Origin of the sequence: Sphingomonas sp. Leaf22 (genome assembly GCF_001421715.1) — a bacterium.
In the GTDB taxonomy this organism is placed as follows: Bacteria; Pseudomonadota; Alphaproteobacteria; order Sphingomonadales; family Sphingomonadaceae; genus Sphingomonas.
In genome coordinates this window covers 1-26799 of record NZ_LMKP01000042.1, presented here as the reverse complement: position 1 = coordinate 26799, position 26799 = coordinate 1, and the positions used below count along the sequence as shown (strand labels likewise).

Genomic DNA, 26799 nt, shown 5'->3' with positions numbered 1-26799 from the left:
AGAGGTTGAGTTCATCAACGAGCGCGAGTTGGTCGTTTGGCCGAACGGCAGCATCGACGGCATCCGCTATCTTTTCAATAACGAACCGGGAGATGATCGAAGCTGGACGTTCAAGCATCGATAATGCTCGCTGATGGGGCGGAACAGGACGCGGGTATTGCCAGACGAACTGGGGGTATCGACCGCCTATGAAACGGCAAATTTCTGAGCGCGTGGCGGACGGTACGTCCGCTCTGCCTGCATTTTTTACGACGGAGCCTGCGACCTACGGCCTCAGAATATATTGAGCGTCAAAAGACGTATCTACGCTTACGTATGATTTTCCCTGTTTTTGCGCTTCTTTCAAGGTCAGGCCATCAAATCGCTTTATCACACCTGTTGCGCATAATTTATCTGCTACTCGCCCTACTTTAATTTTGGGATCAATAGATATAGCTGCTGTATCATATTCAGTTTGCGATACGAGCAAAGAGTAGGGTCCAGCTTGACCGATTGCATCACCGCATATCGTGACCCTCTTGTTGTGATAGTGGTACCTATCCGCTCTTATCTCTGATGGGGTAAGCGCCCGAGCAGACCCTTCCTTTTGTATTTGAACGGTAGTTAGCGCGAGGGAGATGAGAAGCATCATCGTTCGGACCTTCCGGAAAAATTCTTGGTGCTACAAGGCAATAGCATAGGAGAACGTGCAACCAGCGACCCTTCATTCACCGCCGGTTACGCAACATCTCGCTAATCTGGTCCGGCCAGCGGTGGACGGGTCCGCCGCCCGAATGTCTAAAACCGGTGGTTAGCTGCCGTGTGATCCGGCGACCCGGAATGGGTGTTGCGGGTTCCGGCGGACGAACTCGTCAACCTCCCGCAAGCGCTCTGGGAACGGCTCTGCCTCTTGCCAGCGCGTGTGATTCACAAAGCGAAAACCGGCAAACCAGAGGGCACGAACTTTGGCCCATTGCTCGTTGTCAGACTTCTTTGGCACCCTGAACGCGCGCCCCATTGAATGAAGCGTCCCGCCACATTCCGGGCACTTGCCAATGGCCTCGTCCGGCAACTTCCATGACTTGTGGCAGTCGAAGCAGGCGTGGGGCCAAAGGCAGAGTGGCCCTCGATGGTAGGGGACGCTTGTCATCACAGGCAGCGCTCTGTTCCCCGTCGCGCGACGAAGCTCCATTCGCTGTTCTTTAGACGGAGGTGGGGCCATCCGCGCAATATGGGATGACCCGAGGAATGTCCGCAAGTGGGCGTTACCGGCCGTGGGTATCGAGTGGGTATTTTGCTCCTACGCCATCGTAAGAACCGCGCTTTTCCGAGGGTTCTGTGACATGGCGACGGAGCGCATGTCCGCCGCTATCGCCGTTCAGCGGAGGGTGCCGGCCTTCATGTGTTTGCGCACGAACTCGAGAACGGCTTTACCCGCAACGGTCGGCAGCTGCTTCGCTCCTCGGCAAGCCCTGCAAGGGTTGGGGCCGATAATGATGGCACGCCCGCTGGGCTCCTCCTTGGCTTTGCCGGTGCCGCCACATTCGCGGCAGTTCTCTTCGAGCGGCGGGAACGGATCGGCCATAACATCCTCCAGCGATGGAAACGGTTGAGCGTCTACAGCACGCCACACGGTACCCGCGTCGTCTATTGATTTGTTGGATTTCGTTCGATTTCTGTTCCGATATGGGGACGAAGAAATTCAACTCGATCTGGGACCTCGTCCGGCACGGTGCGAACCTGCAAGTTTGGTGCGCGTGCGGGCATATCGCGGTGATCGATCGCCACCAGCTCGACCACATGAAGCGCACGCGAAACTGGCCGGCACCGATCGGTTATCTTTGCGGTAAGCTGCGGTGTGCCAAATGTGGACGGCGGCCGACGAAAGTCTCGCCTTCGGCAAACGATCCGACAGTACGCATCGGGCCTTCCCTCGCGGATGTCATCGCAACGCAGGCGCAAGACGAACCGTGACGCATGCGAGGCAAGCCGTGCAAATCCAAGATTTTCTGCCTATGTTCGCGCCGGGGATTTCGGGGTGGTGATGGATGTTGGCGATCGACTGACGGCCGAGATGGCGAGCCGTGCGCAACTCGCGCTGCACTTTATCGAGCGGTACTGGGAAAGGCACAGCGCTTCGCCGAGCTATGGCGAGATTGCCGCCGGCATCGGTGTCGATCGACATCGCGCGCGCGATGCCGTTCGGGCGCTCGAACGAACCGGTCGCGTCATGCGAAAGCGTGGGAAGGCGCGCGGTATCGTGTTGCCGTCGCGGCGCGAAGCCGTCCTGAACGAGCTGCGCCGTGAGGGCTGGCACATCAACGACGAAACCCTAGAGATCTTCCCGCCCACATATACGCCACTGTCCGTCCCGGCCGCGCTCGATCACATCTCAGCCGTTGAGGGTTGGGGGAATAATGGTGCGGATCGAAACAGCGGCGGAAGCCAAGGTGATGCGGGCGATCGTTGATCGCGAGCATCGCACGGCCATGGCAGAACGCCGCGCTGCGCGCGAAGCGCACGCCGGCGCAACCGCTGCGTCGTCGCAACCGCGTGTAGGCTGGTCGACCAAAGCACCGCCGCGCCGCAAGCCTAGCGATATCGACCGCGCGATCGCCGCGCGAGCCGAGGACCATCGTCTCAACTGGGCGCGCCGTCATCCCGACGCCGCCAAGGCTGAACGCGCATTCCGCAAGGGCCGGGCAGAGATGACCAATCGTTGGTCCAAGCGTGGGGACGGTACCGCTGAAACTCACGAACGCGCGAGCCGCACGCATCAGGGCGCGCTGGCCCGCCTCTGGCATAGCGGAGGCATCACGGCCGACCAGCTGGCGGCGGCCGTCGAGATTGCGATGGTTGCCGAGCGGATCGGGGCAGACGTCGCGGTGCGAACCGCCAGCCTCGAAACCCGGATCGATTCCGGGCATCGCGGTGACGGCGCGTTCTACGAGAATTTGAGCCGGGTCCGGCATGAGATGGCCTATACTCAGTGGCGCGCGGCGATCGACGGTCCGATCGGCGCGGTCCTCGACATGGTGGTCGGAGAAACGGTCGGCTTTACCGTCGTGGCCAAGCGGTACAGCATGCACAACCGCCGCGCTAAGAAGCTGCTGGTCGACGCGCTGGACCTTTGGCCGCGCATCCTTGGGCAGGTCTGCAAGGAGATCGATCGGGCGGCTCTCGACCGGGCGCATGCAACCATCGCGTAGCTTCGCACATTTTCGCCACTCCCCGAACGGCCACAATTCGGTCAAATCCGACGCAGCGACACCTGCGTCCTTCGCCCGTCAGCCTTCCCCCCTTGGCTGACGGGCGTTGTCGTCTTCGGGAGATAGCGATGCCGCACAGCAGCCCGCTTCTCGATGAGCTTGAGCGTCTCACCGACGATTTGGACCTTCTCCTCGCGCGCGGCCGAGCCAGCATCCCAAGCCACCGGTTGGTGGAGGAGCTGGCAGATGAAGCCCGCCGGATCGCCCGCCGGCTCGATGAAGCCGCGCGGGGCGGGTGTCGTCCCCTTTCCAATCCGCCGCGCTACATCAGCCCGTGCGGGACCAAGGCAGGCTGGTGAGCACTATGCAACGGGTCGATATCGTGAAGCTTCAGGCAGTGGCCGCGGGCAAGGCCGACGAGGTCGTGCCGGTCACGCGCGGACTGTTGGACATCATCGCCCGCGAGCTTGCTACGCTACGCCAAACGGTGGCGGCGCAACCAGGTGCGGCAGCGTGACGGACCAACGCCACCCCGGCGCGATAGACGTCAAAGGTGAGCTTTATCTGCGGGACGCGAAGGGCAACCTCGTGCCGCTCACCGCGGTGAAGCCGGTCGACCTGCTGGTCGACGAGATGGTACGCGGCATCATCCAGCGGGCGCAGGTGATGTCCGATGCGCTTACCCAGTTCCGCATTGACACCTTCGAACAGATCCGTTCGCTTCAGGAGCTGCTCGACCAGCAGTATGGCGCGACCGTCGGAGGCGCGAAGGGCAACATTCAACTGACCACGTTCGACGGGTGCCAGCAGGTCAAGGTGCAGGTCGCGGACCTGTTCGACTTCGGTCCCGAGCTGCTGACCGCCAAGTCGCTGGTCGACCAGTGCCTCACGGAATGGGCAGGCGGCAGCCCGCCCGAGCTACGGGCGATCGTCAACAACGCCTTCTCGGTCGAGAAGGAAGGCCAGATCAACAGGGCAGGCCTGCTGATGCTGTTGAAGGTGCATAGCGACGATCCGCGCTGGAAACGCGCCATGGATGCCATCCGTGACTCGTTCCGGGTGATGGGGTCGCGCGAGTACATGCGCTGCTATCGTCGCCCGGCGCACAACGGCAAATGGCAGGGCATCAAGCTCGACGTCGCCTCGGCCTGACCCATCAGGGGGCAGCCAAGGGGGCGCGGAGGCCGACCGAGGGCATCCCACATAGTGGGACACCCCCCCCCGGTCGCGGGTCCTCCCCTAGGCCCCGTAGATAAGGGCGGCAAAGGCGTGTGGTTCGGCCAGCTATGAGTTTTGAAAGGTGTCCGCACCTGTCATGTCCGCACCCGTAAACCTCGTCAGTTTCCGCGAATTCGCCCGGCTCGACGGATGCAGCGACAAGCTGGTCCGAAATGCGGTAAAGGCCGGAAAACTGTCGGTTACGGCAGACAACCGCATCGATGCGGCGCTCGCCGGCACCGGTTGGCGGCAACAAAATCGCAGGGCTGCGGAGAGTGCGGACACCGGTGCGGACCCGACGCCGGTGTCCGCACTCTCGCCGGCCGACGCGGAGGTGTCCGCAGGTTCGATCCAGATCGACGATTTTCTCGCCAACTTCATCGCCGGGCGCATGCTGTCGCGCGCCGACGCGGAGCGGGTGAAGGAAAACGGCGCGGCGGCCAAGAACCTGTTGGCCGCGATGCAAGAGGCTGGCGATGTCATCGATATCGCCATCGCGGAGGCAATCCTGTTCGACCAGGCGCGCGAGTTTCGTGATGCCTGGATGAATTGGCCGGCGCGCGTCGGGCCGATGATCGCGGCCGAGCTGGGCGTATCGCCCGACCCGGTCGTGGAGGCGCTGAACAAGTATGTCCAGCAGCAGCTCGACGACCTTGGAGATCCAGCCTCCGCGTTTGAGGAGGCTTAGCGAGGAGGTTCCGAAGGAGGACCGGCTGCGCCGTGCCTGGCGGCGAGGCATGACGCCGCCGCCGCGCATCAGCGTGCCGGATTGGGCTGACAACTTCCGTAAGCTGGCGAAGGGCGCGGGGTCGACGTCGGGTAAATGGCGAACGTCGATGGTCGAGGCGGCGCGCGGGCCGATGCTCTCGGTCACCGAACCCGGCGTTCACATCATCACGCTTATGGTCTGCACGCAGCTCATGAAGACGGCGCTGATCGAGAGCGTGGTCGGGTATCACATCCATCTCGACCCGGCGCCGATACTTCTCGTGCAGCCGAAAGACGACGCGGTCGAAGGGTTTTCGAAGGAGCGGATCGGGCCGCTGATCAAGGCGACACCGGTCCTGCGCGCCTTGGTCGGCAACCGGAAGACCCGGTCGGCCGAAGACACGCTGACCTTCAAGAGCTTCCCGGGCGGCTTCCTCGCCCTGGTCGGTGCGGGCAGTCCCGACAACTTGGCGCGCCGACCGGTGATGGTGACGCTGTACGACGAGACCGACAAGTATCCGGTCACCCGCGAGGGTGACGCGATCGCGCTGGGCGACGAGCGGCAGGCGACGTTTCCCCGCTACCTGTCGATCCGGACCTGCTCGCCGACGATCTCGGGCGAAAGCCGGATCGAAGATAGCTATCTCGACGGCGATCAGCGGCAGGCATCGGTTGACTGCCCGCATTGCGGTCACCGCAATTTCCTCGAGTTCTTCCGCAACGTCGAATGGGACAAGGATTACAGCGAGGCCGGGGTGGTCGTCGCGCACCACCCCAAGACTGCCGCGATACACTGCGAGGCATGCGGCGTGCCCTGGAGCCAGGGCGAGCATCTGGCTGCGCTTCAGACCACCCGCTGGCACCAGACCAAGCCGTACCATTGCTGCGGCCAGCACCGCGACCCGATGGTCGATTTCGAGGCGCACTGGAAAGGCGGTACCGCCGATCCAGTGGCCGCGGTGTGGGACTGGTGGGCATCGGACCGGCACGCGGTCTACCGGGCGCGGTGTCCGGACTGCGGCAAGTGGCCGGTCGATAACGAGCATGCCAGCTTCACCGCCGGCAAGCTGTTCAGTCCGTGGCCGAAGGATGCCCCGCCGAAACAGGCGGCGAAGTTTCTGGCGGCCGAGAATGATCCGGATCTCCGGGTCGTATTCGACAACACGCAGCGCGGTCGACCGCACAAACGGCAGGCGTCGAAGGATCTGCGCGCCGAGGTCCTCGCGGCCCGGGCGGAGAATTGGGCGGCCGCGGTTCCGGACGGTGTCGCGGTCATCACGGTCGGCGGCGACACGCAGGACGATCGCGTCGAGCTGGAATTCATTGGCTGGGGCCGCGGCGAGGAAAGCTGGTCGATCGCCTATGTCGTCGTCGAAGGCGACACGTCGAAGGACGAGACCTGGGACCGCGTCGACGAGCAGCTGCTGCGCGTATGGCACCGGGCGGACGGGCGACCGTTCACCGCGGCCGCGGCGTGTATCGATTCCGGCGGTCACCGGACGCAGGAAGTTTACCGCTTCGCCAAGGCGCGGCTCGGTCGGCATGTCTGGGCGGTAAAGGGCGCGTCGGAGCAGGCGGGCAAGCGGGCACCGGTGTGGCCGACCGTTAAGCCGACCAACCGCAAGAAGGCGCAGTACCGGCCGACGATCGTCGGCACCAACGCCGCGAAAGACACGATCCGCGCTCGCCTCGGCCTCGACAGTCCCGGCGCTGGCTACATGCACGTCCACCAGTCGCGTGACATCGGTTGGTACGAGCAGATGCTCGCGCCCAAGCTGCTGCTGAAGATCAAGGCCGGGCGACGGTTCACAACCTGGGACACGCCGAAGGGCAAGGCCGACGAGGCTTCGGACTGCCGGGTTTACGGGTACGCGGCACTGCAAGGGCTGATCCATTTCGGGCTCGACCTCGACGACGCCGCCGCTGCGGTGCTCGACCGGTTCGTCGCGCCGATCGCGACGCCGGCGGCCGAGCCGGAGCCGTGGTCTGGGGAATCAGGTGGCTGGATCGACGGCGGCGGCAGCGGCGAAAGCTGGTTCGGAGGATAATCAATGTTCACTTCGGACGATGTCGACGCGCTGAAGCGCGCGATCGCGACGGGCGCGCTGCGCGTCCGCTATCCCGATGGCAGCGAAGTGACCTATCGGTCGCTTGCCGAGATGCGCGAGACGCTAGGCATGATGGCGGCTGACGTCGCGCCGGCGTTCGGATCGTCGCCGTCGCGCAGCTCGGTGGCGTCGTTCTGATGAACCTGCTCGACCGCACCGTCGGATGGTTCAATCCGGAAGCGGGCTTCCGGCGGATCTCGGCGCGCCGCGCCATGGACCTGCAGGCGCGTGCCTATGACGGTGCCAGGCGCGATCATCGGACCGCGAGCTGGGTGACGCCGGGCAGCAGCGCCAACCTGGAAATCGGTGGTGGTGAGGAGCTGGTGCGCAATCGCGCGCGCGACCTGGTCCGCAACAGCGGATATGCGCAGCAGATTGTCGAGACCTATGCCGATAGCGTCGTCGGCACCGGCATCGTCGGCGCACCGACCGGGGTGAAGGGCCGCAACGCCAAAACGATCGCCGCCGGGTGGCGCGCCTGGACCGAGAATTGCGACTTCGACGACGACCAGGATCTGAACGGGCTGATCTGGGCGGCGGTGAAGGGCATGGCCGAAAGTGGTGCGGCGCTGATCCGTTTTCGCCGGGTGGCGTTTGACGGCAAGGCGACGATCGCGCCGCTGAAGCTGCAGGTTCTCGAGCCGGACTTCATCGACACAATGAAGGACGGGGCCGTCACCGGCGGCTACATCGATCGCGGTATCGAATACGACGCGCAGGGGCGCAAAGCCGCCTATTGGCTGTTCCCGTCGCATCCGGGCGACATGGCGAGCTTCCGCCTGCGCGGAATGGTCAGCGAGCGCGTTCCGGCCGACGAGGTCATCTACCTCTATAACAAGCTCCGCCCCGGGCAGGATCGCGGCATGCCGATCCTCGCGCCGGCGATTATGACGCTGCAGAACCTGCGCGGCTATTTCGAAGCCGAGCTGGTCCGCAAGCGCACCGCCGCGTGCATGGTCGGGTTCATCACCTCGGCCGACGAGGAGCTGAAGATCGGCGTCGATACGGAGGCCGGGAAGGGAAAAGGGTACGGACCGCAAAAGCAGCGGATGGAGCCGGGCATGCTCACCCGGCTGTTGCCGGGCGAGGAGATCAGCTTCAACCCGCCGCTCGCCGACGCCGGCATCGATGCGATGGCAGCGCAGTATCTGCGCGAGACTGCCGCTGCGGCCGGGCTGATGTACGAGCATGTCTCGGGTGACTTCTCACGGATCAACTACAGCTCGTTCCGCGCCGGCGGTCACGGCTTCCGCCGCCGCATGGAGCGCATCCAGTGGCACGTCGTCATCCATAAGCTCTGCCGGCCGATCGCGCAGCGGTACCGCGAGGCGGCGCAGGCAGCGGGCCTGCTGCCGGTGACGACCTTCGGGTGGCGCTGGACCCCGCCGGGCTTCATCTCTGTCGACCCGTACAAGGATGCACAGGCCGACCTGCTGAACCTGCGCATGGGCAAGGTCACGCTGTCGCAGCTCGTCGAGGAACGCGGGTACGATTACCTCGAATTCCTGAATCAGTACGCCTCCGATTTGAAGGAAGCGGAAAGCGCGATCGCGAAGGGGTTCATGTTCGACGGCGACCCCCGCAAGGCGAAGGGCGGCGACCAGTCTGCGACGTCGGGCGGGGCCGACAAGAAGAAAACCGACGCGGCCGACGACGACGCCGCCTGACCCTCCCGGAGAAGTTCATGGACCCTGAGATCGCCGCCCCCGCGGCCGATGAATCGCGCGAGCTGCAGCTCGTCACCCGCGAAGTCACCATCCGCGCCGAAACCTTCAACGAGGCCGAAAACACGGTCGAGGTCGTGTGGACGACCGGCTCGCGCGGCACGCGCATGGACTGGCGTCGCTACGAGCTGATCGAGGAAGAGCTGTCGACCGACGCCGCGCACGTCCGGCTCGATCGGATCAACAGCGGCGGGCCGGTGCTGAACTCGCATCGTAGCTACGACCTGTCGAGCCAACTGGGCGTCGTTGTCGACGGCACGGCGCGCATGAGCGACGGTGAGGGCGTGGCAACGCTGCGCTTCTCGCGCCGGGAAGAGATCGCGCCGATCATTCAGGACATCCGCGACCGCGTAATCCGCAACGTGTCGGTCGGGTACCGGGTGCATGAATACGAGATCACGGAGCGAGAGGGCGAACGCCCGCTGTACCGCGCGGTCGACTGGGAACCGTACGAGATCAGTTTTGTGACCATGCCTTTCGATGCTGGCGCGCAGACGCGCAGCTCCGAACCCGCGCAGGGCGGCTTTCCCTGCATCTTTCGCCGCAATTCGCCGGCATCCAGCCAGGAGCGTACTATGGACCCCGAGGATCAGGCCGGCTCGCAGTCGACCGACACCACCACCACCACGACCACCACGACCGATCAGTCGACCGACGGTCAGCAGCAGCAGCAGCGCCAGGCACCGACGACCGTCGACGGTGCCGCCGTCCTCACCGCAGCCCGCAACGCCGGCCTCGATGTCGGTGCTCGCGAAGAGCTGCTGGTCCGCCATTCGAGCACCCCGTTCAATCACGACACGCTGATGGCCGATATCGGTCGCCGCTTCGCAGAGCGCGACAGCTCGGCGCAGACCATCAATCGCGTCTCGCCGACCGTCGGCAACGGTGCCACGATGGTCCGCGCTATGTCGGACGCCGTGTTCCACCGCATGGCTCCCGGCTCGCAGCTGCCCGACACTTCGCGCCAGTACCGCGGCATGGGTCTGCTGCGCATGGCGGAAGAGCTGATCGGATCGAGCGGCGTGTCGACGCGCGGCATGACGCCGCACGAGATCGCCGAACGCGCGTTGCACACCACGTCGGATTTTCCGGCGCTGATGAGCAACGCCATGGGCCGCCGCCTGCGCGCCTCGTATGAGGAGCACGAGCCGACCTATCGCCAGTGGGCGCGCCGCGCGCCGAACGCCCCGAACTTCAAGTCGGTTGACACCGTCCAGCTCTCGGCAATGCCCGACCTGATGAAGGTCAACGAAAAGGGCGAGTTCCGCTACGGTACCTTCACCGACGGCAAGGTGTCCTATGCGCTGACCAACTATGGTCGCATCATTGGCCTGTCGCGTCAGCTCATCATCAACGATGACCTGAACGCGCTCGATCGCATCCTGTCGGGCTTTGCCGCCTCGGCCGCGCGCCTCGAAAACCGCACCGTCTATGCGCAGCTGACTGCCAACCCGACCCTGCCGGACGGCATCGCGCTCTTCCACGCCGATCACGGCAACCTCGGTGCCGGCGCCGCGATCTCGGCCAACTCGCTGGGCGCCGCCCGTACCCGCATGCGCAAGCAGAAGGGTTTGCAGGCCGAGTTGCTGAACATCGCGCCGCAGCACCTGATCGTGCCGACGGACATCGAGCAGGTCGCCTACCAGTTCACCAGCTCGCAGTTCGTGCCGGCGCGCTCGGCCGACGTGAACGAGTTCCGCCAGGGCGGCCGTACCGCGTTGACGCCGATCGTTGAACCGCTGCTCGATGAATCGTCGACCACGGCGTTCTACCTCGCGGCTTCGAACGGCCAGATCGACACCGTTGAATATGCGTATCTCGAAGGCGCCGAGGGCGTGCAGCTGTCGAGCCGCGTCGGCTTCACGATGGACGGCGTCGAGATGAAGGCGTCGCTCGATTTCGCGGCCGCCGTCATCGACCACCGCGGCCTCGATCGCACCGGCTGATCCGCCGGCGACGCGACCAACCAACCCTGACGCGGGCGGCCATCGTGCCGCCCGTCGTCGTTTCGGAGATCCCGGATGAAGAATTATCTGCATGCAGGTCGGACCTGCACGTTCATCGCGCCCTATGCCGTCGCCTCGGGTGCCGGCTTCGTCGTCGGCTCGCTGTTCGCCGTTGCCAGTGTCGATACTGCGCAGGGCGCGGAAGTCGAGGGTGAAGTCGAAGGCGTTTATGCCTTCCCGAAAGCGACCGGCGCCAACACCGACGCCGCCCCCGGCACCAAGATCTATTTCGACACCGTCACCAAGACGTACTCGAAGACGTCGGGCGGCAACGGTGTGCTGATCGGTGCCACCACGCGCGCCGCGTCGACCACCGACACGGTCTACCGCGTCCGCCTGAACGGCGTCACGCTGTAATGGCCGATCCGTTCGCCACCGGGCTGGGGACGCTCTTCGCCGGGCCCCGCGCGGTGGCGGCGGTCTACGACGACGGATCGTCCGCCCGGCCGATCCGTGTCATCCATGAGCGGCCGGACCAGGAAACGTCGTTCCGCGACAGCGTGGTCGTCCAGGCGACGAACGTGTTTCGTATCCAGGCGGTCGACGTTGCCGAACCGGCGATCGACGACCTGATCACCGTCGAGGCGGGCACCTTCCGGATTTCGGAAGAGCCGCAGCGCGACACGCAGGCACTGCGCTGGATCTGCCCGGCCGAGCCGGTCTGATGCGCATCGACGCGGAGATCATCGGTTTCCGCGACACCATGGCCGACATCAACGGCTTCGTCGCGCGATCGGCGACCTTCGCGATGCGCGAGACGACACCGGAGACACTGTCCGAGCTGCGCCGCCAGATCACCGACGCCGGCATGGGTACGCGCCTTGCCAACACCTGGCGCGGCGGCAGCTATCCGGTCGGGGCGCGGGTCAGCGTCAACCCCGGCGGCTATATCTGGTCGAATGCGCCGCTGATCATCGACGCTTTCGCGCGCGGGGCCACGATCCGGCCGGTCAACGGCGCGAATTTTCAGTGGATACCGACCAAGAACGTGCCGCGCGCGCGCGGTCGGGTGTCGCGCGGTGGCCGCAACATGCGCGGCGGAGCGATGACCCCCGAAGAGGTCGAGAACCGCTTCAACACCGATTTCGAGTTTCGTCCCGGCCGCGGCGGTACCGTGCTCGCCTTTATCGACGTCGTCCGCGCCAAGAACATGCGCGGTTATCGCCCGGGGACCGTCGGCCGGCAGCGACAGGGTCGCGTCGCCAAGCCGGTGCTCATGTTCGTCCTGCGCAAATTCGTCCGCATGCCGAAAGCCGTCGACCTTGAGCGCCCGGCACAACGCTGGGCCGACCGCTACGCCGCCGAATTTTCCCGCCGTCTGGAGGGCTGACCTATGTCGAAGCGTCTTGACGTGCTGACCGCAGTCCGCGCGCTGGTGAAGGCCGCGCTGCCGGCGGCGGACGTGTTCGGGCTGGAACCGGGCGACGAAGCGCCGGCGCGGATTTCGCCCGGCGGCCGCGTCGTGATCCGCACCGGCGATATGGTCGAGACCGACGTCGACCTGTCCCCGGTCTTCTACTGGTACGACCATCGTATCCCGCTTGAGTTTACCGCACCGTCGGAAGAGGCGCTCGACGCGATGTTCGTCGCGATCGGCACCGCGGTCGACGCGGACCGGACGCTTGGCGGCCTGTGCGAATGGATCGAGCCGACCGGCCCGATGACCGAGGACCTGCATGTCGCCGGCGGCTCGTCGCCGCGCGGTGGCGATACCGCGATCGTCGCGTCCTACGGGACGCCGAACCCCCTCACCTGAAAGGAGACCCGCCATGGCGGTAGCACCCACCCGCGCGCGTGGTTCCAATGCGCGCGTCGTAACCGCGTTCGAAGCCACCCCCGGCACGTCGCCGGCGGCCGGCGCTGCCTGGCACGCCGCGCCGTTCGTCAGCCATACGCTGGGCGAGGAACGGCCGCTCGAGGAAGACGACCTGCTCGGCCAGGGCCGCGAAATGCAGGACCCGACCGAGGGCGTCGCCACCAACGACGGCGATATCGTGGTGCCGGTCGATGCGCGCAATTTCGGTCGCTGGCTGAAGCTGTTCTTCGGAAACCCGCTGTCGGCGGGCACCCCCGAGGATGGCTACACCCACACCTTCAAGTCGGGTGCGCAGACCCTGCCCTCGATCTCGATCGAGGTCGGCTCGCCCGAGGTCCCGGCCTATTCCGTCAACCGCGGTTGCCGCGGCAACACGATGCGGATTCAGATGGCCCGGTCGGGCAAGCTGAACGCCACGCTCGGCCTGATCTGTATCGGCGAGACCGACCCGGCGAACACCAGCGCCGGCGGGCCGAACCCGACTATTCTGCCGACCACCCGCTTCCCCAACGCCACCGGTTCCGTGAAGCGGAACGGCCAGCTGCTCGGTAGCGTCGTCGGTGCGAGCTTCACCTTCAGCAACCAATTGGAGAAGGTCGAGACGATTCAGCCCGACGGGCGGATCGAGGACAGCGATCCGGGCATGGCGATGATGACCGGCGACCTTACCATCAAATTCGCCACGCAAGAGCTGCTGCTGGCGGCGTCGACCAGCCCGCCCACGCCGATGGAGATCACCTTCGGGTGGACGGTCGGTGCCTTCACGCTGCTGTTCACCCTGCCTCGCGTGTTCCTGCCCAAGCCGAAGCGGCCGATCAGCGGCCCCGGCGGCATCCAGGCGCAGTTCAATTTCCAGACGTCGGGCGCGAACGGCAATGCCGTGATCGTCACGCTGAAGAACGACAAGGACAGCTACTGATGCTCGTCGCCACCAAACCGCGCGGCCCGGAATGGCTGCTGGTGATGGGCGCGTCGATCCTGTTCGATCCGATCGACCGACCGATGATGCGCCGCGCGCGCCGGGCAGCGCTGAAGGCGCTGGCCCGGCCCGACGAGGACGAGACGGTCGACGTAGATCCGGTCGTCCAGCTGGAGGACCTCGGCGACGCGCTGAGCCTCGCGCTGATCGTTGAGGGCGCACGCGACTGGTGTGATGTCGCTGTCAAACAGGTCGACGAGGACGGCAACGCCATTCTGGTCGACGGCGAACCGGTGTTCGAAACGCTCGCCTTCAGCCGGGCGGCGCTCGACATGCTGCTGACCGATCCGGTCATCTTCGACGCGATCGATGCGGTCTATGTCATGCCGTTCGCGCAGCGGGAGCGGGCAAAAAACGGCTTCGCCGCCTCGCCGAATGGCACTGGGGTGGCGGCGATGCCGGCGGCCGATATTGTCAGCTCTCCTGCACCGCCGGCGGCGATCGCCCGAAGCGGTGCGAGGCGTGCCCGTACCGGCTCCACGAAGCCGAAACGGAAGCCGCGGACGGCGTCTGGGAAGCCCTGACCACCTGTGAACGGCAAATCCGCGTCGGCGGTACCGGGCGTCCGTTCGCACTCGATTTCGGTGCGGTGATGACCGTCGCATCGGCGCTCGACGTCGATCTCGGCCTGCTGGCCGACGTGCTGCCTGCGGCCGAGGCCGCGATCGTTTCCAACCTGAACGGCGACGAAGACGCTGGCGATGATGCGGAGGAGGACGAATGACCCAAAAGTCCGTCTCGATCCGCCTCGGCACCACCGGCAAGGCGACCGTCACCCGCGATTTCGACGAGATCGCACAGTCGGGGGACGCGTCGGCGAAACGCTATGCCAAGGCGTTCGAACGCGCGAGCGACGACGTCGAGGCGGCGCTTCAGCGCCAGGCGCGCGCGGCCGACAAGATCGCTGCGATCATGCCGCAGACCGCGGTCCAGATGAAGATCGGCGACGTCAACGGGACGGGCTTCGGGCAGTGGGAAGGATCGGCGCGGCGATCGGCGCTGGCGTTCAAGGAGCTGCTCGGCGCGCAAGAACAGCTGGAGGTCCGCACGCGGGCACTGCTGGCCTCGATCAACCCGGCGATCGCCGCGCAGGACCGCTTCAATGCGGAAATGGCCGAAGCGCGGACGCTGGTCGCCGCCAGCTCGATCTCGCTCGACGACTATTGCGCGAAGCTCCGCATCGAGAAGGCGGCGCTGGACGCTGTCGCCGGCGCGCATAACCGCGCGAACGTCTCGGTCGGCCAGCTGAAGGCCGGGTCGCAGCAGCTGTCCTACCAGATCGGCGACGTCGCGGCGTCGTTCGGATCGGGGACGCCGGTCGTCCAGATCTTCGCGCAGCAGATCGGGCAGACGGTCCAGGCCGTGCAGCTGATGACTGGCGCGTCGAAGGGTTTCCTCGGCTTTATCGCCGGCCCGTGGGGCGCGGTACTGACCGGCGGGATCATCATCCTGACCACGCTGGTCGGCAAGTATCTGGAGAGCGCGGACGCGGCGAAGAAGGCGGAAGCCGCCAAGCGCGCCGACGCGGCCGCGACCAATACGCTCGAAGGCGCGATCAAGCAGCTGAACGACGTCACCGGGAATTACAACCGGTCGCAGGCGACGACGATCGAGCTGGCGCTGAACAACGCCAACACGCAGATCAAGCTCGCCGAGGGCATCCGGGCGACCACTGCCGCCCGTCTCGCTGACATGAAGGCGCTTCAGGCCGCGAACCGCCAGCGGGCATCTGGGCCCGGCCAGTCGGGCGAGATCGCGGCGATGGGGCTGGCGGACGGCGACAAGGCGATCGCCACCGTTGAGGCATCACTGTCGCAGCTCGATGCGAACCTGATCCGCGGCCGTAACGCGGTCCGCGCCGCCGGCGCTGAAGCCCGGCGCGTCCGTGCCGACGAGACGGCATCCGCCATCGATGGCGATGCCCGCCTGATCGTTTCGACCGGCCGGGTGGCGGAGGCCGAGCGCGCCCTTCGCAAGGTCGAGCAGGACGGGCGGCGCGAGCTTGCTGCCGGCACGATCACCGAGGACCAGTATCGCGATCGTCGCCTCGCGGCCGAGCGTCGCCTGATCGCCGCGCAGGACTCGTCGACCGGCAGCGGGGAAGCCCGCGCGCGCGGCCTCGCCCGCCAGTCGGCCGCGATGGAGGTCAACGCCGACGCCGCGCTCGATCTCGCCCGCGCTTATCTGGTCGGTAGCGACGCTGCGCTCCGGGCTGAAGCCGCGCGCAAAGGATTGACCGACGCGACCCGCAAGGGCATCGATGGCGAGGCGCAGACGCGGCGTCAGCTGGCCATCATGGTCGGCGATGAGGTCGTGTCGGGCGCCAAGGCGGTCGCCAAGCTGCGCGACGAGGCGGACGCCCGCGCCAATGTCCGCAAAGAGATCCTCGCCGGCACCTGGACATGGGACCAGGCCAACGACGCGCTGGCCGAAGAGGCAGCGCTGCGGCCGCTGCTGAAGCTGCAGACGCTGGCACAGGGCGAGGCGCTGGCGACGCTGACCAAGGTCATCGACGAATATCGCGCTGCCATGCGCCGCGCGCGTGCCGAGGAAGCCGAGGACGGGTCGTTGAAGGCCGCCGCCGATGCGCAGGGCCGCGCCGACGAGATGCGGAGCGTTACCGCCGATCTGGAGCTATCGGCCGCCGATCGCCGCCGCAACGCCGATCGCCGCGCCGCGGTGATCGAGGCGGACCGGTCGAAGTTCACCGGGGAAGGCCGCAAGAACTTCCTGAAGGCCAAGTCCGACGAGACCGAGGCGGGCATCGATGGCGATCGCGCCCGTTATCTGTCTGACACGCTGCGCAGCCAGCGGGACTCGCTGGCAACCGTCGCCGAGGAATTGCGCCTGGTCGGGGCCAACGACAACCTGCGCCAGTCGTCGCTCGCCAAGCTGCGCCTGATCCTCGATCTGAAGGAACAGGGCGTCGCGCTGGACAGCGACGAGGGCCGAGAGATCCTGCGCAATGCCGATGCGTACGACGCGATCGTCGACCGGCTGCACGACCAGCAGCTGGCATGGGAAGAGATTCGCGGCTTCGGCGAGGAATTCGTCGACACGGTACTGTCGCCCGAGACCTGGGAAGATTGGGGCGAAGGCGGGAAGACCATCCTCAAGATGATCCAGAACGAGTTTCTGAAACTCGCGCTGCTGAACCCGATCAAGAACATGCTGACCGGCGGGGACGCTGCGACGCTTGGCAGCGTGCTGGGCAACCTTGGCAGTCTGTTCGGCGGCAAGGGTGCGGCCCCCGGGGCCAGTGCCTCCCAAGGCTTCATCGGCCCGCCGGGCAACGCGGCGGGAACCCATTACTGGTCGGGCGGCGACACGCTGGTCGGCGAGAATGGTGCCGAGGTGGTCAGCCCGCCGCGCGGGTCGCGCGTGACGCCTGCGGGCGAAACGCGGCGGCTGCTGGCCGCCAACGATGGCGGCCCGCGCGGCAATGTCCAGCACTTCGACCTGCGCGGCGCGGTCGTTACCGAGAAGCTCTACAGCGACATGCTGGCGATCGGCGACGCGGCCGCGGTGCGCGGTGCCGCCGGCGGCGCGCAGATGGGCTTCACCGAAACGAAGGCGCGCGCCGGTCGCCGGTTGGGGAGGAAGTGGTGAGCATGCTCCTCCCCACCGCCCGGATCGCGTCGTTCGCGCTGGTCCCCCGTCTGTTCAGCGGCAACCAGGAAGGCGCGCTCGGCGGCGACGATCTGCCGATTCCCCGCCTGGGCGACCGCTGGATCGCGAACGTCTCGACTGCACAGCTGCGCCAGAACGACGATGGCCGGGCACTGCTGGCGGCGCTGACGATGGCGACGACGCTCGATGCGCGGATGCCGATTGCGCAGCCGCATGTCCCGCAGCTGCCCGGCGGCAGCGCGCCGGTGGTCAACGGTACCGACCAGGCAGGAAGCAGCATCACCGTTCGCGGCGTGCCCGGCGGCACGCTGCTGGAGCAGGGCCGCTACTTTTCGATCCTCCACCTCGGCATCCACCACGTCCACATGGTTGCGCAGGCAACGATCGTCCCGAGCAACGGCGCGGTGATGGTGCCGATCTGGCCGATGCTGCGATTCCTGACGATCGACGGTGAGCGGGTCTATTTCGACACGCCGTTGATCGAGGGGAAGCTCACCGGCTTCGACAAGGGCGGCCGCTTCGTGCGCAACCGCATCGACCCGTTCGAATTCAGCATCATGGAGCGCAAATGACCCTGCGCCTCTCCCCGCAGATGACCGAGGCGCTGTCGTCCGGCCTGTTCCCGATCGCGCCGCTGATCGAGATCGAGATGCCGAACTATACGCTGCGCCATATCGTCGGCGGCGGTGAGCTGCTTTGGGGCACCAAGCGGTTCCGCGGCCGTGATCCGCGTTTCGGCACACTGGTTTCGGCGAGCACCCTGCACGACGGTGTTGCCGACGAGGCACCCGAATGGATGCTGACATTCTGTCCGCCGGGCGCGGTCGGGGTCCAGGACCTGACCCGCGCCGATGTGCAGGAAAGCCCGGTGCGGGCATGGCTGGCGGCAGTCGACCGGGCCAGCGGCCAGATCCTGCCGGAGCCGATCCAGGTGTTCGAAGGCCTGCTCGACGTCGCGCAGCTGACCGTCGGCAAGGGCACGCGGACCGTCGAATGGCGGTGCGTGTCGGCGCTGGAGCGGTTCCACGACAAGGAACGCGGCGCACGTTTGTCCGATGCCCATCACCGGCTCGTGTGGCCGGGCGAGACCGGCTGCGCGAACATGAGCGGCATCGAGAAGACCAGCTACTGGGGCGTCGAGAAGGTCCCGGGTGGTGTCACCTATGGCACGGGCGGCGGCGGTGGCTCGGTCTATTACACAGGGTACGAGCAATGATCGAGGCAGTCCGCCGCCAGCGCGCGGCCACAGCGACGATCGCGCGCTTCCGTGCGCAGCCGCTCGCCTATGGCAAGAACGACTGCGTTCGCCTCGGCGCGTTCGTCCTGCGTAAGATGGGCCGCAAGCCGCAGCTGGCGAAGGCCGGGACCTATCAGTCGGTGCGCAGTGCGCGGCGCGCGCTCGATCGCGCCGGGTTCGCGACGATCGCCGATGCGATCGACGCCATGGGGTTGCAGCGCATCCCGCCGGCGGCCGCACTTCCGGCCGACCTCGTGCTGTTGCCTGGGGAAGGTCCGTTCGGCGGATCGCTGACCATGGCGGTCGGGAACGGCCGCGTCTTTGGCTATCACCAGGACGTCGTCGGCGCCGACATCCTGCAACCGCTCGAATTCGTTGCGGCCTGGAGGGTCTGATGGCGAAGACCCTGCGCACCGCGGCGATCATCATCGGCGCCGCGGCCCTCATCGCGTCCGGCGTCGGCGCGGCCGCCGGCGCCGGCGTGATCGGCGCATCGGCGGGCAGCGCGGCCGCGGCCGCCGGCGCCGCGACGTCGGCCTCGATCGCGGCGACCGCGGCGACGGTCGCGTCGATCGCCGGCGCGACGGCATCGGCACTGTCGATCGCCGCCACCGTCGCGACGCCGAAGGGCACGGTCGGAGGCAACCCGACGAAATTCAAGATCGACAAGGATGCCGGCATCCCGATCGTTTTCGGGCGGACCTATGTCGGCGGCAACGTCGTCCACCGGCAGTATTACGACGATCCCGGTTCGCGCATGCGCAACCAGCGCGAAAGCTGGGTGACGGTGCTGTCGCTGGGCCCGGTCAAAAGCGTCGGTCCGCTGCTTGTCGACAAGAAGCCGGTCTTCTTCAACGGGGCCGGCGCGGCGGTAGGTGATTTCGCCGGCAATATGTGGTTGGACACCCAGCTCGGCGCGTGTCCTGAAGCGCGCGCGCTGCGCGGTCCAACCGGCGACTTCCCGGGCTGGAACGCATCGTCGAAGCTGTCCGGCAAGGCAGCGGATCTCTGGACGCTCGATTTCGACAGCAAGGGCAAGAAATTCCCGACCGGCGTGCCGCAGCGTGGCCGCGTGCTGGAGGGACGTTTCGCCTATGATGCTCGTCTCGACAGCACCTTCCCCGGCGGCTCGGGTCCGTGTCGGATCGATGATCCGAACACGCATGTCTATACCGAGAACCCTTGGTGTCAGGCCGTCACCTATGCCTATGGGCTGTATCAGAACGGGCACCTGATCGCCGGCGGCGAGCTGCCCGTGACGGGCATCGACCTGAACTCGTTCGTCCAGGCGGCGAACACGGCCGATCTGAACGGGTGGAAGTGCGGCGGCACCGTCTACACCTCGGCCGACAATGACTGGGACATCGTCAAGATGCTGGCGCAGGCCGGCGGTGGTGAGGTGTTCCAGGTCGGCGGGCTGCTGACCTGCACCCATTCAGCCCCGCGCGTCTCGATCGGCACGATCACGTCCAACGACCTGATCGGCGATATCGTCGCGCCGTCGACCGCATCGATCCGGGTCCGGCGCAATACGATCATCCCGCGCGTCCGGTTGGAAGAGCAAGGCTGGGAAGTCGTCCCGATCGAGGCGGTCACGGTGCCCGCCTATGCGACGCTCGATCGCGCCACGCGGCCGAAGGAGAGCGAATATCCGCTGATCCAATCGGCAAAGCAGGCGTCCGAGATCGCGATGTACGAGATGCTCGACGCGCGCGAGCTCGAGCCGATCACCATGCCGTGCAAGCTGCCGCTGATCGGGTACCGCCCCGGCGACTGCGTCACGCTCAACATCCCCGAGGCGAACCTGGTCGGTCGCGATGTCGTGCTGCGCGAGCGCGAGCTGGACATGGCGAACGCAGGCGTGACGTTCATCGCGCGCAGCGAGGACCCGGCGAAGCATCCCTTTGCGCTCGGCACGTCCGCGACGCCACCGCGCACACCGGACCTGTCGGTGCCCGGCCTTGATCTCGATCCGCCGGTCGGGTGGACGGCTGTCCCGGTGATGATCGAAAGCCCCGGCATCCCCTTGCCGGCGATCGTCGTGTCCGGGCTGGTCGACAATGGGGGCGCTGAAGCTGTCCAGGTCGACTATCGTCCGGTCGGCACGACCGAGTGGTTGTCGGCAGGCACGTTCGGCGTCGACGTCACCCGGGTCGAGATCACGTCGGTCGTCGCCGAAGCGAGCTATGACGTGTCGGTTCGTTACCGGGTGCGCGGGCAGTTGGGCGATCGTTTGATCCTCGGCCCGGTTACGATCCCGGAACAGCCCGTCTCGGGACTGAACGGCAAGGACGGGCTCGACGGCAAGGACGGTGTCGACGGGCGCACGACGTATCTCCACTTCGCCTATGCCGACAGCCCGGACGGAAGCGTCAACTTCGCGGTCGGTGAGCCGGCGGGCCGGGGGTGGCAAGGCACCTATACCGACTTCGTCAAAGCCGACAGCGGCAACCCGGTCGACTATGTCTGGTCCGCCTATAAGGGGCCGGCGGCGTTCGGTCTGGCTGGAAGCGGCGACACGAACGTCAGCGGCAACGCGCTGATCAAGCAGGGTAGCGGAGGGTGGGGCACCGGCGGCGGCTATTCGACCGAAGGCTGGCGCGGCGGTGCGCAGTGCAGCTTCAGCGCGGGACAGACCGCCGCATCGGACATTATGGCGGGTCTGAACCGCGACCCCGCCGCGAACGATAGCTACGAGACGATCGACTATGCCTGGTATCTGGCCGGGGATGGCATTTGCCGGATCTACGAGAGCGGCGACTTTATCGATCTGCTCGGCGGTTACACCAAGGCCACCGTCTTCCAGATCGTCTATGACGGAGCGACCGTCCGCTACAGCAAGGACGGCGTCGAGGTCCGAACCGTCCCGACCGATGCGGATCTGCTGTTCTATTTCGATGCGGCATTGGCAGGGAACCCCGGCGACCGGCTCGATGCGATCACCTTCGCGGCCGCGGGCAAGGCCGGCGCGAATGGGAAGGATGGCGTCGACGGCAAGGACGGCTTCTCGGCACCGCTCGTCCTGACCCAATGGTCGATCGACGGCGTCAGCGGGTGGCACAACCATTTCTTCGGTGCCGATCGATATTACCGGCAATCGAACGACGGGGGAAATACCTTCGGTCCGGCAATCTTGGGCGTCGGTGAGAACGGCACTGACGGTGCGCGTGGTGCCGATGGTGGCTATGATGACACCATCTTCCGGTACCGGACGATCGTGCCGCGGACGCCGGGCGGCGCGTTCCCTGCCGACTGGTACGATGCGCCCACGCCGACTTCGATCCGCGACAAGGCATTCTCGGCGCGCGACGATTACCTTTCGGGCGACCAGTGGCTCGAGGTGCAGCCCGGCGAGGTCTATCGTGTCACCGGCTACATTCAGGCCGCCGCAGCGAACCGGCGGGGGAACATCGGCCTGAACCTTGCCGGCAACCGGCTCGATAGCGCGACCTTCAACTGGATAGCCGCCGGCGGCCGCGACCCGGGCACCGAAGGGCCGATTGACGGCTACATCGTGATCCCGCCCGGATACTATTACGTGCGGCCGTGGGCGCAGATCGATGCCACCGAAAACCCTGGCACGCTGGCGTACAATTTCGAGCTGGCGAACCTCCCGGCGCTATTCATGTCGCGCGCCAGGCGCAACGCGGACGCCAGTCTCGCCAGCGCTTGGTCAGCACCGGTGCGGATCAGCGGCGAGGACGGAACGGAGGTGCTGTCCGCCTTCCTGACGAACGAGAGCTTCTCACACCCGACCGATTCTACCGGCGCGCCGATCGTCATCACGAGCGGCATCGGCAACGGCCAGATGAAGGTCTTCCTCGGCAGCCGTGACGTCACGGCGCTATGCACCTTCACGGTCCAGCAGCCGTATCACCTCGGCGTGGTCGTCGACGCAGCCGGTAACTATTCGGCCGTTTCGCTCGACAACGATCAGGGTTACGCCTTCGTCATCGCCGTATTTCAGGGCCGGGCGATCGCCAAGCAGCTGAACGCCACGCGGTCGAAGGGCGGGACGGACGGCAGCAGCGCAGCACTGGTGACGCTGACTGCAAGCGATCAGTCCTTCAGCCTCGACACCAACGGCACGCCGCGCGCGAAGACGATCCGGCTGACCGCGCGGGTCCAGAACTCCACGGCCGGCTTGCTGTGGGGGCTGAGCGCCGGTGATGGCCGCTCGCTGGCCAACTGGCAGGACGCGCCTTCGCTCGCCGCCACCGGTGCCGCCAGTCGCCACCTCGACTATTACAACATCGAGATCGACGCCGACACCTTTCACGCCATCCTGGCCAACCACGGCGGCGAGAGCCTGACCTACCAGGTCCGGATCGACGGGACCGAAATCAAGGATACGGTCTCGATCGTCCGCTTGCGCGACGGTGCGAAGGGTCGCGATGGCGTCGACGGGGTGCCCGGCGTGAACGGTGCCGATGGCACGACCTGGTATCCCTATTTCGCCTATGCCAATTCGGCGGACGGCTCGATCGACTTCACCACCGGATCACCGGATGGGCGTGCGTATGTCGGGTTTGCCACCGGCACGTCGGCGACGGAGCCGCAATCACCGGGCTTCTATACCTGGTCGGCCTATCGTGGTCCTGCCTTCGGCCTTACCGGCACGAACGTGGCGATCGCCGGCGATCAAGTCGTCAAGACGACGTCCGGCGGTTGGGGCTCTGGCGGGGCCTATTCGACGACGGGTTTCCGTAGCGGCGCTGTCGCGACTTTCCGCGCCGGCGACGGACACGCCGGCGACATCATGGCCGGTCTCAACAGCGATCCGGCGACCGACGACAGCTATGTGTCGATCGACTATTGCTGGTATCTCCACAGCAACGGCCATGCGTATGTCTACGAAAGCGGTTCGCATGTCGCGGTCGATATCGCCGGCTTCGGGTATGGCACCTTCAGCGTCGAGTACGACAACCGGACCATCCGCTACGTTTACAACGGCGTCGTCTATTACGAACACGCCGTCGCGGCGGATCAGGTGCTGTATTTCGACGCGGCGCTGGCAGGCAACGCCGGCGTCTCGCGTCTGGCGAACGTCGCTTTCGCCAGCGTCGGCCGCTCCGGCGTCGATGGCATCCCCGGCACCAACGGCACGAATGGCCAAGCCGGGCGCGACGGTCGTGACGGATCGAACGGTAGCAACGGCGCGGATGGTCGGAATGGTGCCGATGGTCGCACCTCGTATGTTCATTACGCCTATGCCGACAGCGCGGACGGTCACGCCAACTTCACGACTGGCGCCGCCGACGGACGGTCCTTCGTTGGCATTTATGTCGACTATAGCGAGCCCGACAGCGGCGATCCGAACGCCTATCGATGGACCCGCTTGCGCGGCCTCGACGGGAATAACGGGCTTCCCGGGACGGCAGGTGCTGACGGCCGCACGCCCTACGTCCACACCGCCTATGCCAACAGCCCGAACGGCCATCAGGATTTCACCACGGACGACGCGCAGGCGTTGAACCGGCGATATATTGGACTGCGGACCGATTACGATGTTGCCGACAGCCCGAATCCGGACGCCTATGTCTGGTCGATCAGCCGGGGCGCGGACGGCTCAAATGGCGTCGATGGAGCGCAGGGTCCGCAGGGACCCGGGGGGCCGCAAGGGCCGCAAGGGCCGCAAGGACCCGGAGGCGCACCAGGCCGTGACACGATTGTCTATTATCAGGATGCGCAGCCTTCGAACCCGGTCTTCAACGACACATGGGTGACGCGGTCGACGCCGCGGATCTGGCGGCGTTGGAACGGCGGTGGTTGGGAGCAAATCCTCGGTGCCGTCTCCGCGCTGGAGATCATCGACAGCGCCTACATCGCTAACCTCGCCGTCGGGGAAGCCAAGATCGCCGAGCTTTCGGTCGGCACGCTGAAAATCCAGAACCAGGCGGTGACGGCGAACGTCGCCGTTACGGCCGGCCTGACGACGGCAACGAACGGGGAAACTAAGGTCGCGTGTAGCGTGGCGTTCAATCCAACCGGCTTGGGCTATGTGCGCGTCGACCTGCAGTACGACCAGGGCGTCAATCCGCAGGGGACCAGCGGGACCGCGCGCGTCTTCGTACGCCGGACGCAGAACGGCGGCGAGGTGACGGTTGGCCGCTTCCTGAACGTGCAGCCGCAGTCCTCGACTGGCGAACCGGCTTCGTTCTGGTTCCTGGACAACCCGCCGAGCGGTCCGCTGGTTTATGACCTCGTCATCTCGACCGATACCGGCAACCGCATCTTTCGCCTGTCGAACATCACCCTGGCGATTTCGGAGTTCAAAAAGTGAAGCGCTATGCGATCGTCCGCGACACTGGCGGCATGGTCGATGCCGTGGTGTCAATCCTCGATCTTGAAACGCTGCTGCTGAACACGCCGGAAGGCTCGCATCCGGTGCCCTGCGGCGATGCTGCGATCGTACCGGGTGAATGGCTTTGGGACGGAAGCGGCTTCGTGGAACGCGAAGTGCCCGGTCCGACGCTCGCGGAACGACGTGCCGAGGTTTGGGGGGGCGTGCGGGCGGCGCGGGATCAGGCGGAATGGTGGGGATGCAGCACGCCGCTCGGCCGCGCTGACAGCGATCCGGACAGCCAACGCAAGGTCGCCGGCGCTGTGCAGATGGCGATGATCGCGCAGGCCGCCGGCGCGCCGTTCTCGATCGACTGGACGATGCAGGACAACCGCAGCGTGACCCACGACGCTGTCGCAATGATCACGCTCGGCGTTGCAGTCGGGCAGCACGTCGCCGCCTGCCATGCCGTCGCGCTGGCGAAGCGGGCTGCGATCGAGGCGGCGGCTGATGCCGCGACGCTGGTCGACTTCGACATCGAGGGAGGATGGCCCGATGCGCCGATTGGCTGACGTGGTGATGCAGCTGCTGGTGTCGGTCGACCAGCTCGCACAGGTCGCGATCGTCGGCGTCGCATACCTCCTGCGTCTGACCAATACCTGCCCCTCGGCCGACGAGACGATCAGCAGCTATGTCGGCCGCGGTCAGCTGCGCGGCGCACGCTGGGCGGCGATTATTGCGCCGGCGATCGACGGGCTGTTCGTCCTGCTGGGGGAAGCGCCCGGCCACTGCCTGCGCAATGTCGAGACCGCTTTCCTCGGCCTGCCGCCCAAGCCCTGACATCTGAAGGAATTGCGATGACCGACACGACGCCCTCGCCAGCGCCGCGGTGGCTGGCGTGGATGCCGGCCGCTTCGGTCGGCGCGCTTATCGCCGGCAGCCTGCTGACCGGCGGCGGCTACATCCAGCGGCTCGACGAACAGGTGCGCCGAATCACAGTGCTCGAAGAGTCGATCAAGCAGCTGCAGGAAATCGACAAGCGGACCACGCGCATCGAGGCGAAGCTCGACGTCCTGGTCCCGCAGCAGGACCGGGAGACCAGACGATGACCATCGACCTCGGCATCGTCCTGCTCGCGATCGGCGCGGCGCTGCCGTTCGCGCAGGCGATCGTGGACACCATTCGCGGCTGAAGCCGCCCATCCAAAGGAGCGTGCTCGCGCGCGCGCATTCGGTCCGCATCGCCGTGCTTGGCGTCCTGGTCTCGCTGTTCGCGGCGATCGATCCGGTCTCGCTGCAGGCCGGATGGGAGTCACTGCCGCCCAATGTCGTCGCCCTGATCCCTGACCGGTTCCAGCAGTGGATCGGCAGCGCGCTGTTCTTCCTCGTGATCCTCGCCCGCGGCGTGCCGCAGCCCGCGGTTGCAGAGAAGCTCGGCCTGCTGGGCGGGGCGGTGCCGAAGTGGCTCGCCGCGGCGCGCGCACCGATCAACCGCGCGGTCACGGCGATCGTCGTGCAYTGCTCGGCCACGCGCGAGGGGCAGTATGTCGATGCGGCCGAGATCCGCCGCTGGCATCTTGCCAAGAACTGGGCCGACATCGGCTATCACTTCGTCATCCGTCTCGACGGCACGATCGAGATCGGCCGCCCGCTGTACCTGTCTGGCGCGCATGTCGAAGGGCACAACCGCACGACGATCGGTATCTGCTACGTCGGCGGCGTCGCCAGTGACGGGAAGACGCCGAAGGACACGCGCACGCCGGCGCAGAAGGCCGCGCTGCTCGACCTGCTGACCGAGCTGAAGGCGAAATATCCGCAGGCGCGRATCTGCGGCCATCGCGACTTCTCGCCCGATCGGAACCGCAACGGTCGCATCGATCCGCAGGAATGGATCAAGGCCTGC

Annotated in this window: 29 protein-coding genes; 27 read left to right on the top strand and 2 right to left on the bottom strand. The window is 66.2% G+C overall.

Annotated features, from left to right (window positions below; translation table 11 throughout):
• Positions 1–265 precede the first annotated feature (265 nt).
• Positions 266–631: a hypothetical protein gene (locus ASE70_RS20020; protein WP_156356308.1), complete on the bottom strand. Its 366-nt coding sequence runs from the start codon at positions 629–631 to the stop codon at positions 266–268.
• A 726-nt stretch (positions 632–1357) separates the two neighbouring features.
• Positions 1358–1564, bottom strand: a complete 207-nt coding sequence (locus ASE70_RS15960; protein ID WP_056506987.1) for a hypothetical protein — start codon at positions 1562–1564, stop codon at positions 1358–1360.
• A gap of 101 nt (positions 1565–1665) precedes the next feature.
• Between ASE70_RS15960 and ASE70_RS15955 the strand changes: the two genes are divergently transcribed.
• The 27 genes from ASE70_RS15955 to ASE70_RS20805 form a co-directional block, all read left to right on the top strand.
• Entirely contained in the window at positions 1666–1953 is a 288-nt protein-coding gene (locus tag ASE70_RS15955) for a hypothetical protein (protein ID WP_056506983.1), read from the top strand.
• Between the two features lie 70 nt (positions 1954–2023).
• Positions 2024–2449 (top strand): LexA family protein, encoded by a 426-nt coding sequence (locus tag ASE70_RS15950; RefSeq protein WP_056506980.1) that lies wholly within the window; start codon positions 2024–2026, stop codon positions 2447–2449.
• Positions 2397–3188 carry a hypothetical protein gene (locus ASE70_RS15945; protein ID WP_235519998.1) on the top strand — a complete coding sequence of 264 codons (792 nt, stop codon included), beginning with the start codon at positions 2397–2399 and terminating at the stop codon, positions 3186–3188. The genes ASE70_RS15950 and ASE70_RS15945 overlap by 53 nt, the downstream gene beginning before the upstream one ends.
• 128 nt (positions 3189–3316) lie before the next feature.
• Positions 3317–3547: a hypothetical protein gene (locus ASE70_RS20015; protein WP_156356307.1), complete on the top strand. Its 231-nt coding sequence runs from the start codon at positions 3317–3319 to the stop codon at positions 3545–3547.
• Positions 3544–3705 (top strand): hypothetical protein, encoded by a 162-nt coding sequence (locus ASE70_RS15935; RefSeq protein ID WP_156356306.1) that lies wholly within the window; start codon positions 3544–3546, stop codon positions 3703–3705. The genes ASE70_RS20015 and ASE70_RS15935 overlap by 4 nt, the downstream gene beginning before the upstream one ends.
• Complete coding sequence (locus ASE70_RS15930; protein ID WP_056506967.1) at positions 3702–4340, top strand: DUF3164 family protein; 639 nt, start codon at positions 3702–3704, stop codon at positions 4338–4340. Before ASE70_RS15935 ends, ASE70_RS15930 begins: the two co-directional genes overlap by 4 nt.
• A gap of 163 nt (positions 4341–4503) precedes the next feature.
• Positions 4504–5094, top strand: a complete 591-nt coding sequence (locus ASE70_RS15925; protein WP_056506964.1) for a hypothetical protein — start codon at positions 4504–4506, stop codon at positions 5092–5094.
• Positions 5095–5143: 49 nt separating this feature from the next.
• Positions 5144–7162: a phage terminase large subunit family protein gene (locus ASE70_RS15920; protein ID WP_056506962.1), complete on the top strand. Its 2019-nt coding sequence runs from the start codon at positions 5144–5146 to the stop codon at positions 7160–7162.
• A 3-nt stretch (positions 7163–7165) separates the two neighbouring features.
• A complete protein-coding gene (locus tag ASE70_RS15915; RefSeq protein WP_056506959.1) occupies positions 7166–7360 on the top strand; it encodes a phage head-tail joining protein in 195 nt (64 codons plus the stop codon).
• A complete protein-coding gene (locus tag ASE70_RS15910) occupies positions 7360–8889 on the top strand; it encodes a phage portal protein (protein ID WP_056506956.1) in 1530 nt (509 codons plus the stop codon). Before ASE70_RS15915 ends, ASE70_RS15910 begins: the two co-directional genes overlap by 1 nt.
• A 17-nt stretch (positions 8890–8906) precedes the next feature.
• A complete protein-coding gene (locus ASE70_RS15905) occupies positions 8907–10892 on the top strand; it encodes a prohead protease/major capsid protein fusion protein (protein ID WP_056506953.1) in 1986 nt (661 codons plus the stop codon).
• Between the two features lie 75 nt (positions 10893–10967).
• Positions 10968–11309 carry a DUF2190 family protein gene (locus ASE70_RS15900; protein ID WP_056506950.1) on the top strand — a complete coding sequence of 114 codons (342 nt, stop codon included), beginning with the start codon at positions 10968–10970 and terminating at the stop codon, positions 11307–11309.
• Entirely contained in the window at positions 11309–11617 is a 309-nt protein-coding gene (locus tag ASE70_RS15895; protein WP_056506947.1) for a head-tail joining protein, read from the top strand. Before ASE70_RS15900 ends, ASE70_RS15895 begins: the two co-directional genes overlap by 1 nt.
• Complete coding sequence (locus ASE70_RS15890) at positions 11617–12282, top strand: DUF6441 family protein (RefSeq protein WP_056506944.1); 666 nt, start codon at positions 11617–11619, stop codon at positions 12280–12282. The genes ASE70_RS15895 and ASE70_RS15890 overlap by 1 nt, the downstream gene beginning before the upstream one ends.
• 3 nt (positions 12283–12285) lie before the next feature.
• On the top strand, positions 12286–12708 hold the full coding sequence (locus tag ASE70_RS15885) for a hypothetical protein (RefSeq protein ID WP_056506941.1): 423 nt from the start codon (positions 12286–12288) through the stop codon (positions 12706–12708).
• A 13-nt stretch (positions 12709–12721) separates the two neighbouring features.
• Positions 12722–13687, top strand: coding sequence for a phage tail tube protein (locus ASE70_RS15880; protein WP_056506938.1), 966 nt, complete (start codon positions 12722–12724; stop codon positions 13685–13687).
• Entirely contained in the window at positions 13687–14271 is a 585-nt protein-coding gene (locus tag ASE70_RS15875; RefSeq protein ID WP_056506935.1) for a hypothetical protein, read from the top strand. Before ASE70_RS15880 ends, ASE70_RS15875 begins: the two co-directional genes overlap by 1 nt.
• Positions 14268–14471 carry a DUF7697 family protein gene (locus tag ASE70_RS21135; RefSeq protein WP_443024906.1) on the top strand — a complete coding sequence of 68 codons (204 nt, stop codon included), beginning with the start codon at positions 14268–14270 and terminating at the stop codon, positions 14469–14471. Before ASE70_RS15875 ends, ASE70_RS21135 begins: the two co-directional genes overlap by 4 nt.
• Complete coding sequence (locus ASE70_RS15870; protein ID WP_056506932.1) at positions 14468–17356, top strand: hypothetical protein; 2889 nt, start codon at positions 14468–14470, stop codon at positions 17354–17356. Before ASE70_RS21135 ends, ASE70_RS15870 begins: the two co-directional genes overlap by 4 nt.
• Entirely contained in the window at positions 17353–17949 is a 597-nt protein-coding gene (locus tag ASE70_RS15865; protein ID WP_156356305.1) for a hypothetical protein, read from the top strand. Before ASE70_RS15870 ends, ASE70_RS15865 begins: the two co-directional genes overlap by 4 nt.
• Positions 17946–18593, top strand: a complete 648-nt coding sequence (locus ASE70_RS15860; protein ID WP_056506925.1) for a hypothetical protein — start codon at positions 17946–17948, stop codon at positions 18591–18593. Before ASE70_RS15865 ends, ASE70_RS15860 begins: the two co-directional genes overlap by 4 nt.
• Positions 18590–19009 (top strand): DUF6950 family protein, encoded by a 420-nt coding sequence (locus ASE70_RS15855; protein ID WP_056506920.1) that lies wholly within the window; start codon positions 18590–18592, stop codon positions 19007–19009. The genes ASE70_RS15860 and ASE70_RS15855 overlap by 4 nt, the downstream gene beginning before the upstream one ends.
• Complete coding sequence (locus ASE70_RS15850) at positions 19009–24897, top strand: hypothetical protein (protein WP_056506917.1); 5889 nt, start codon at positions 19009–19011, stop codon at positions 24895–24897. The genes ASE70_RS15855 and ASE70_RS15850 overlap by 1 nt, the downstream gene beginning before the upstream one ends.
• A gap of 32 nt (positions 24898–24929) precedes the next feature.
• Positions 24930–25469: a DUF4376 domain-containing protein gene (locus ASE70_RS15845; protein ID WP_156356304.1), complete on the top strand. Its 540-nt coding sequence runs from the start codon at positions 24930–24932 to the stop codon at positions 25467–25469.
• Entirely contained in the window at positions 25453–25737 is a 285-nt protein-coding gene (locus ASE70_RS15840; protein ID WP_082451076.1) for a hypothetical protein, read from the top strand. Before ASE70_RS15845 ends, ASE70_RS15840 begins: the two co-directional genes overlap by 17 nt.
• A gap of 17 nt (positions 25738–25754) precedes the next feature.
• On the top strand, positions 25755–26006 hold the full coding sequence (locus ASE70_RS15835; RefSeq protein ID WP_056506909.1) for a hypothetical protein: 252 nt from the start codon (positions 25755–25757) through the stop codon (positions 26004–26006).
• Positions 26007–26109: 103 nt separating this feature from the next.
• Positions 26110–26799: N-acetylmuramoyl-L-alanine amidase (locus ASE70_RS20805; protein ID WP_235519997.1), on the top strand; the 690-nt coding region annotated here is incomplete at its 3' end.

Excerpts from the sequence above, each read along its gene's own strand:
- ASE70_RS20020 (WP_156356308.1), bottom strand. The coding sequence starts at position 631 with ATGATGCTTCTCATCTCCCTCGCGCTAACTACCGTTCAAATACAAAAG.
- ASE70_RS15960 (WP_056506987.1), bottom strand. The coding sequence starts at position 1,564 with ATGGCCGATCCGTTCCCGCCGCTCGAAGAGAACTGCCGCGAATGTGGC.
- ASE70_RS15955 (WP_056506983.1), top strand. The coding sequence starts at position 1,666 with ATGGGGACGAAGAAATTCAACTCGATCTGGGACCTCGTCCGGCACGGT.
- ASE70_RS15950 (WP_056506980.1), top strand. The coding sequence starts at position 2,024 with ATGGATGTTGGCGATCGACTGACGGCCGAGATGGCGAGCCGTGCGCAA.
- ASE70_RS15945 (WP_235519998.1), top strand. The coding sequence starts at position 2,397 with ATGGTGCGGATCGAAACAGCGGCGGAAGCCAAGGTGATGCGGGCGATC.
- ASE70_RS20015 (WP_156356307.1), top strand. The coding sequence starts at position 3,317 with ATGCCGCACAGCAGCCCGCTTCTCGATGAGCTTGAGCGTCTCACCGAC.
- ASE70_RS15925 (WP_056506964.1), top strand. The coding sequence starts at position 4,504 with ATGTCCGCACCCGTAAACCTCGTCAGTTTCCGCGAATTCGCCCGGCTC.
- ASE70_RS15920 (WP_056506962.1), top strand. The coding sequence starts at position 5,144 with ATGACGCCGCCGCCGCGCATCAGCGTGCCGGATTGGGCTGACAACTTC.
- ASE70_RS15915 (WP_056506959.1), top strand. The coding sequence starts at position 7,166 with ATGTTCACTTCGGACGATGTCGACGCGCTGAAGCGCGCGATCGCGACG.
- ASE70_RS15910 (WP_056506956.1), top strand. The coding sequence starts at position 7,360 with ATGAACCTGCTCGACCGCACCGTCGGATGGTTCAATCCGGAAGCGGGC.
- ASE70_RS15905 (WP_056506953.1), top strand. The coding sequence starts at position 8,907 with ATGGACCCTGAGATCGCCGCCCCCGCGGCCGATGAATCGCGCGAGCTG.
- ASE70_RS15900 (WP_056506950.1), top strand. The coding sequence starts at position 10,968 with ATGAAGAATTATCTGCATGCAGGTCGGACCTGCACGTTCATCGCGCCC.
- ASE70_RS15895 (WP_056506947.1), top strand. The coding sequence starts at position 11,309 with ATGGCCGATCCGTTCGCCACCGGGCTGGGGACGCTCTTCGCCGGGCCC.
- ASE70_RS15890 (WP_056506944.1), top strand. The coding sequence starts at position 11,617 with ATGCGCATCGACGCGGAGATCATCGGTTTCCGCGACACCATGGCCGAC.
- ASE70_RS15885 (WP_056506941.1), top strand. The coding sequence starts at position 12,286 with ATGTCGAAGCGTCTTGACGTGCTGACCGCAGTCCGCGCGCTGGTGAAG.
- ASE70_RS15880 (WP_056506938.1), top strand. The coding sequence starts at position 12,722 with ATGGCGGTAGCACCCACCCGCGCGCGTGGTTCCAATGCGCGCGTCGTA.
- ASE70_RS15875 (WP_056506935.1), top strand. The coding sequence starts at position 13,687 with ATGCTCGTCGCCACCAAACCGCGCGGCCCGGAATGGCTGCTGGTGATG.
- ASE70_RS15870 (WP_056506932.1), top strand. The coding sequence starts at position 14,468 with ATGACCCAAAAGTCCGTCTCGATCCGCCTCGGCACCACCGGCAAGGCG.
- ASE70_RS15860 (WP_056506925.1), top strand. The coding sequence starts at position 17,946 with ATGACCCTGCGCCTCTCCCCGCAGATGACCGAGGCGCTGTCGTCCGGC.
- ASE70_RS15855 (WP_056506920.1), top strand. The coding sequence starts at position 18,590 with ATGATCGAGGCAGTCCGCCGCCAGCGCGCGGCCACAGCGACGATCGCG.
- ASE70_RS15850 (WP_056506917.1), top strand. The coding sequence starts at position 19,009 with ATGGCGAAGACCCTGCGCACCGCGGCGATCATCATCGGCGCCGCGGCC.
- ASE70_RS15845 (WP_156356304.1), top strand. The coding sequence starts at position 24,930 with ATGGTCGATGCCGTGGTGTCAATCCTCGATCTTGAAACGCTGCTGCTG.
- ASE70_RS15840 (WP_082451076.1), top strand. The coding sequence starts at position 25,453 with ATGCGCCGATTGGCTGACGTGGTGATGCAGCTGCTGGTGTCGGTCGAC.
- ASE70_RS15835 (WP_056506909.1), top strand. The coding sequence starts at position 25,755 with ATGACCGACACGACGCCCTCGCCAGCGCCGCGGTGGCTGGCGTGGATG.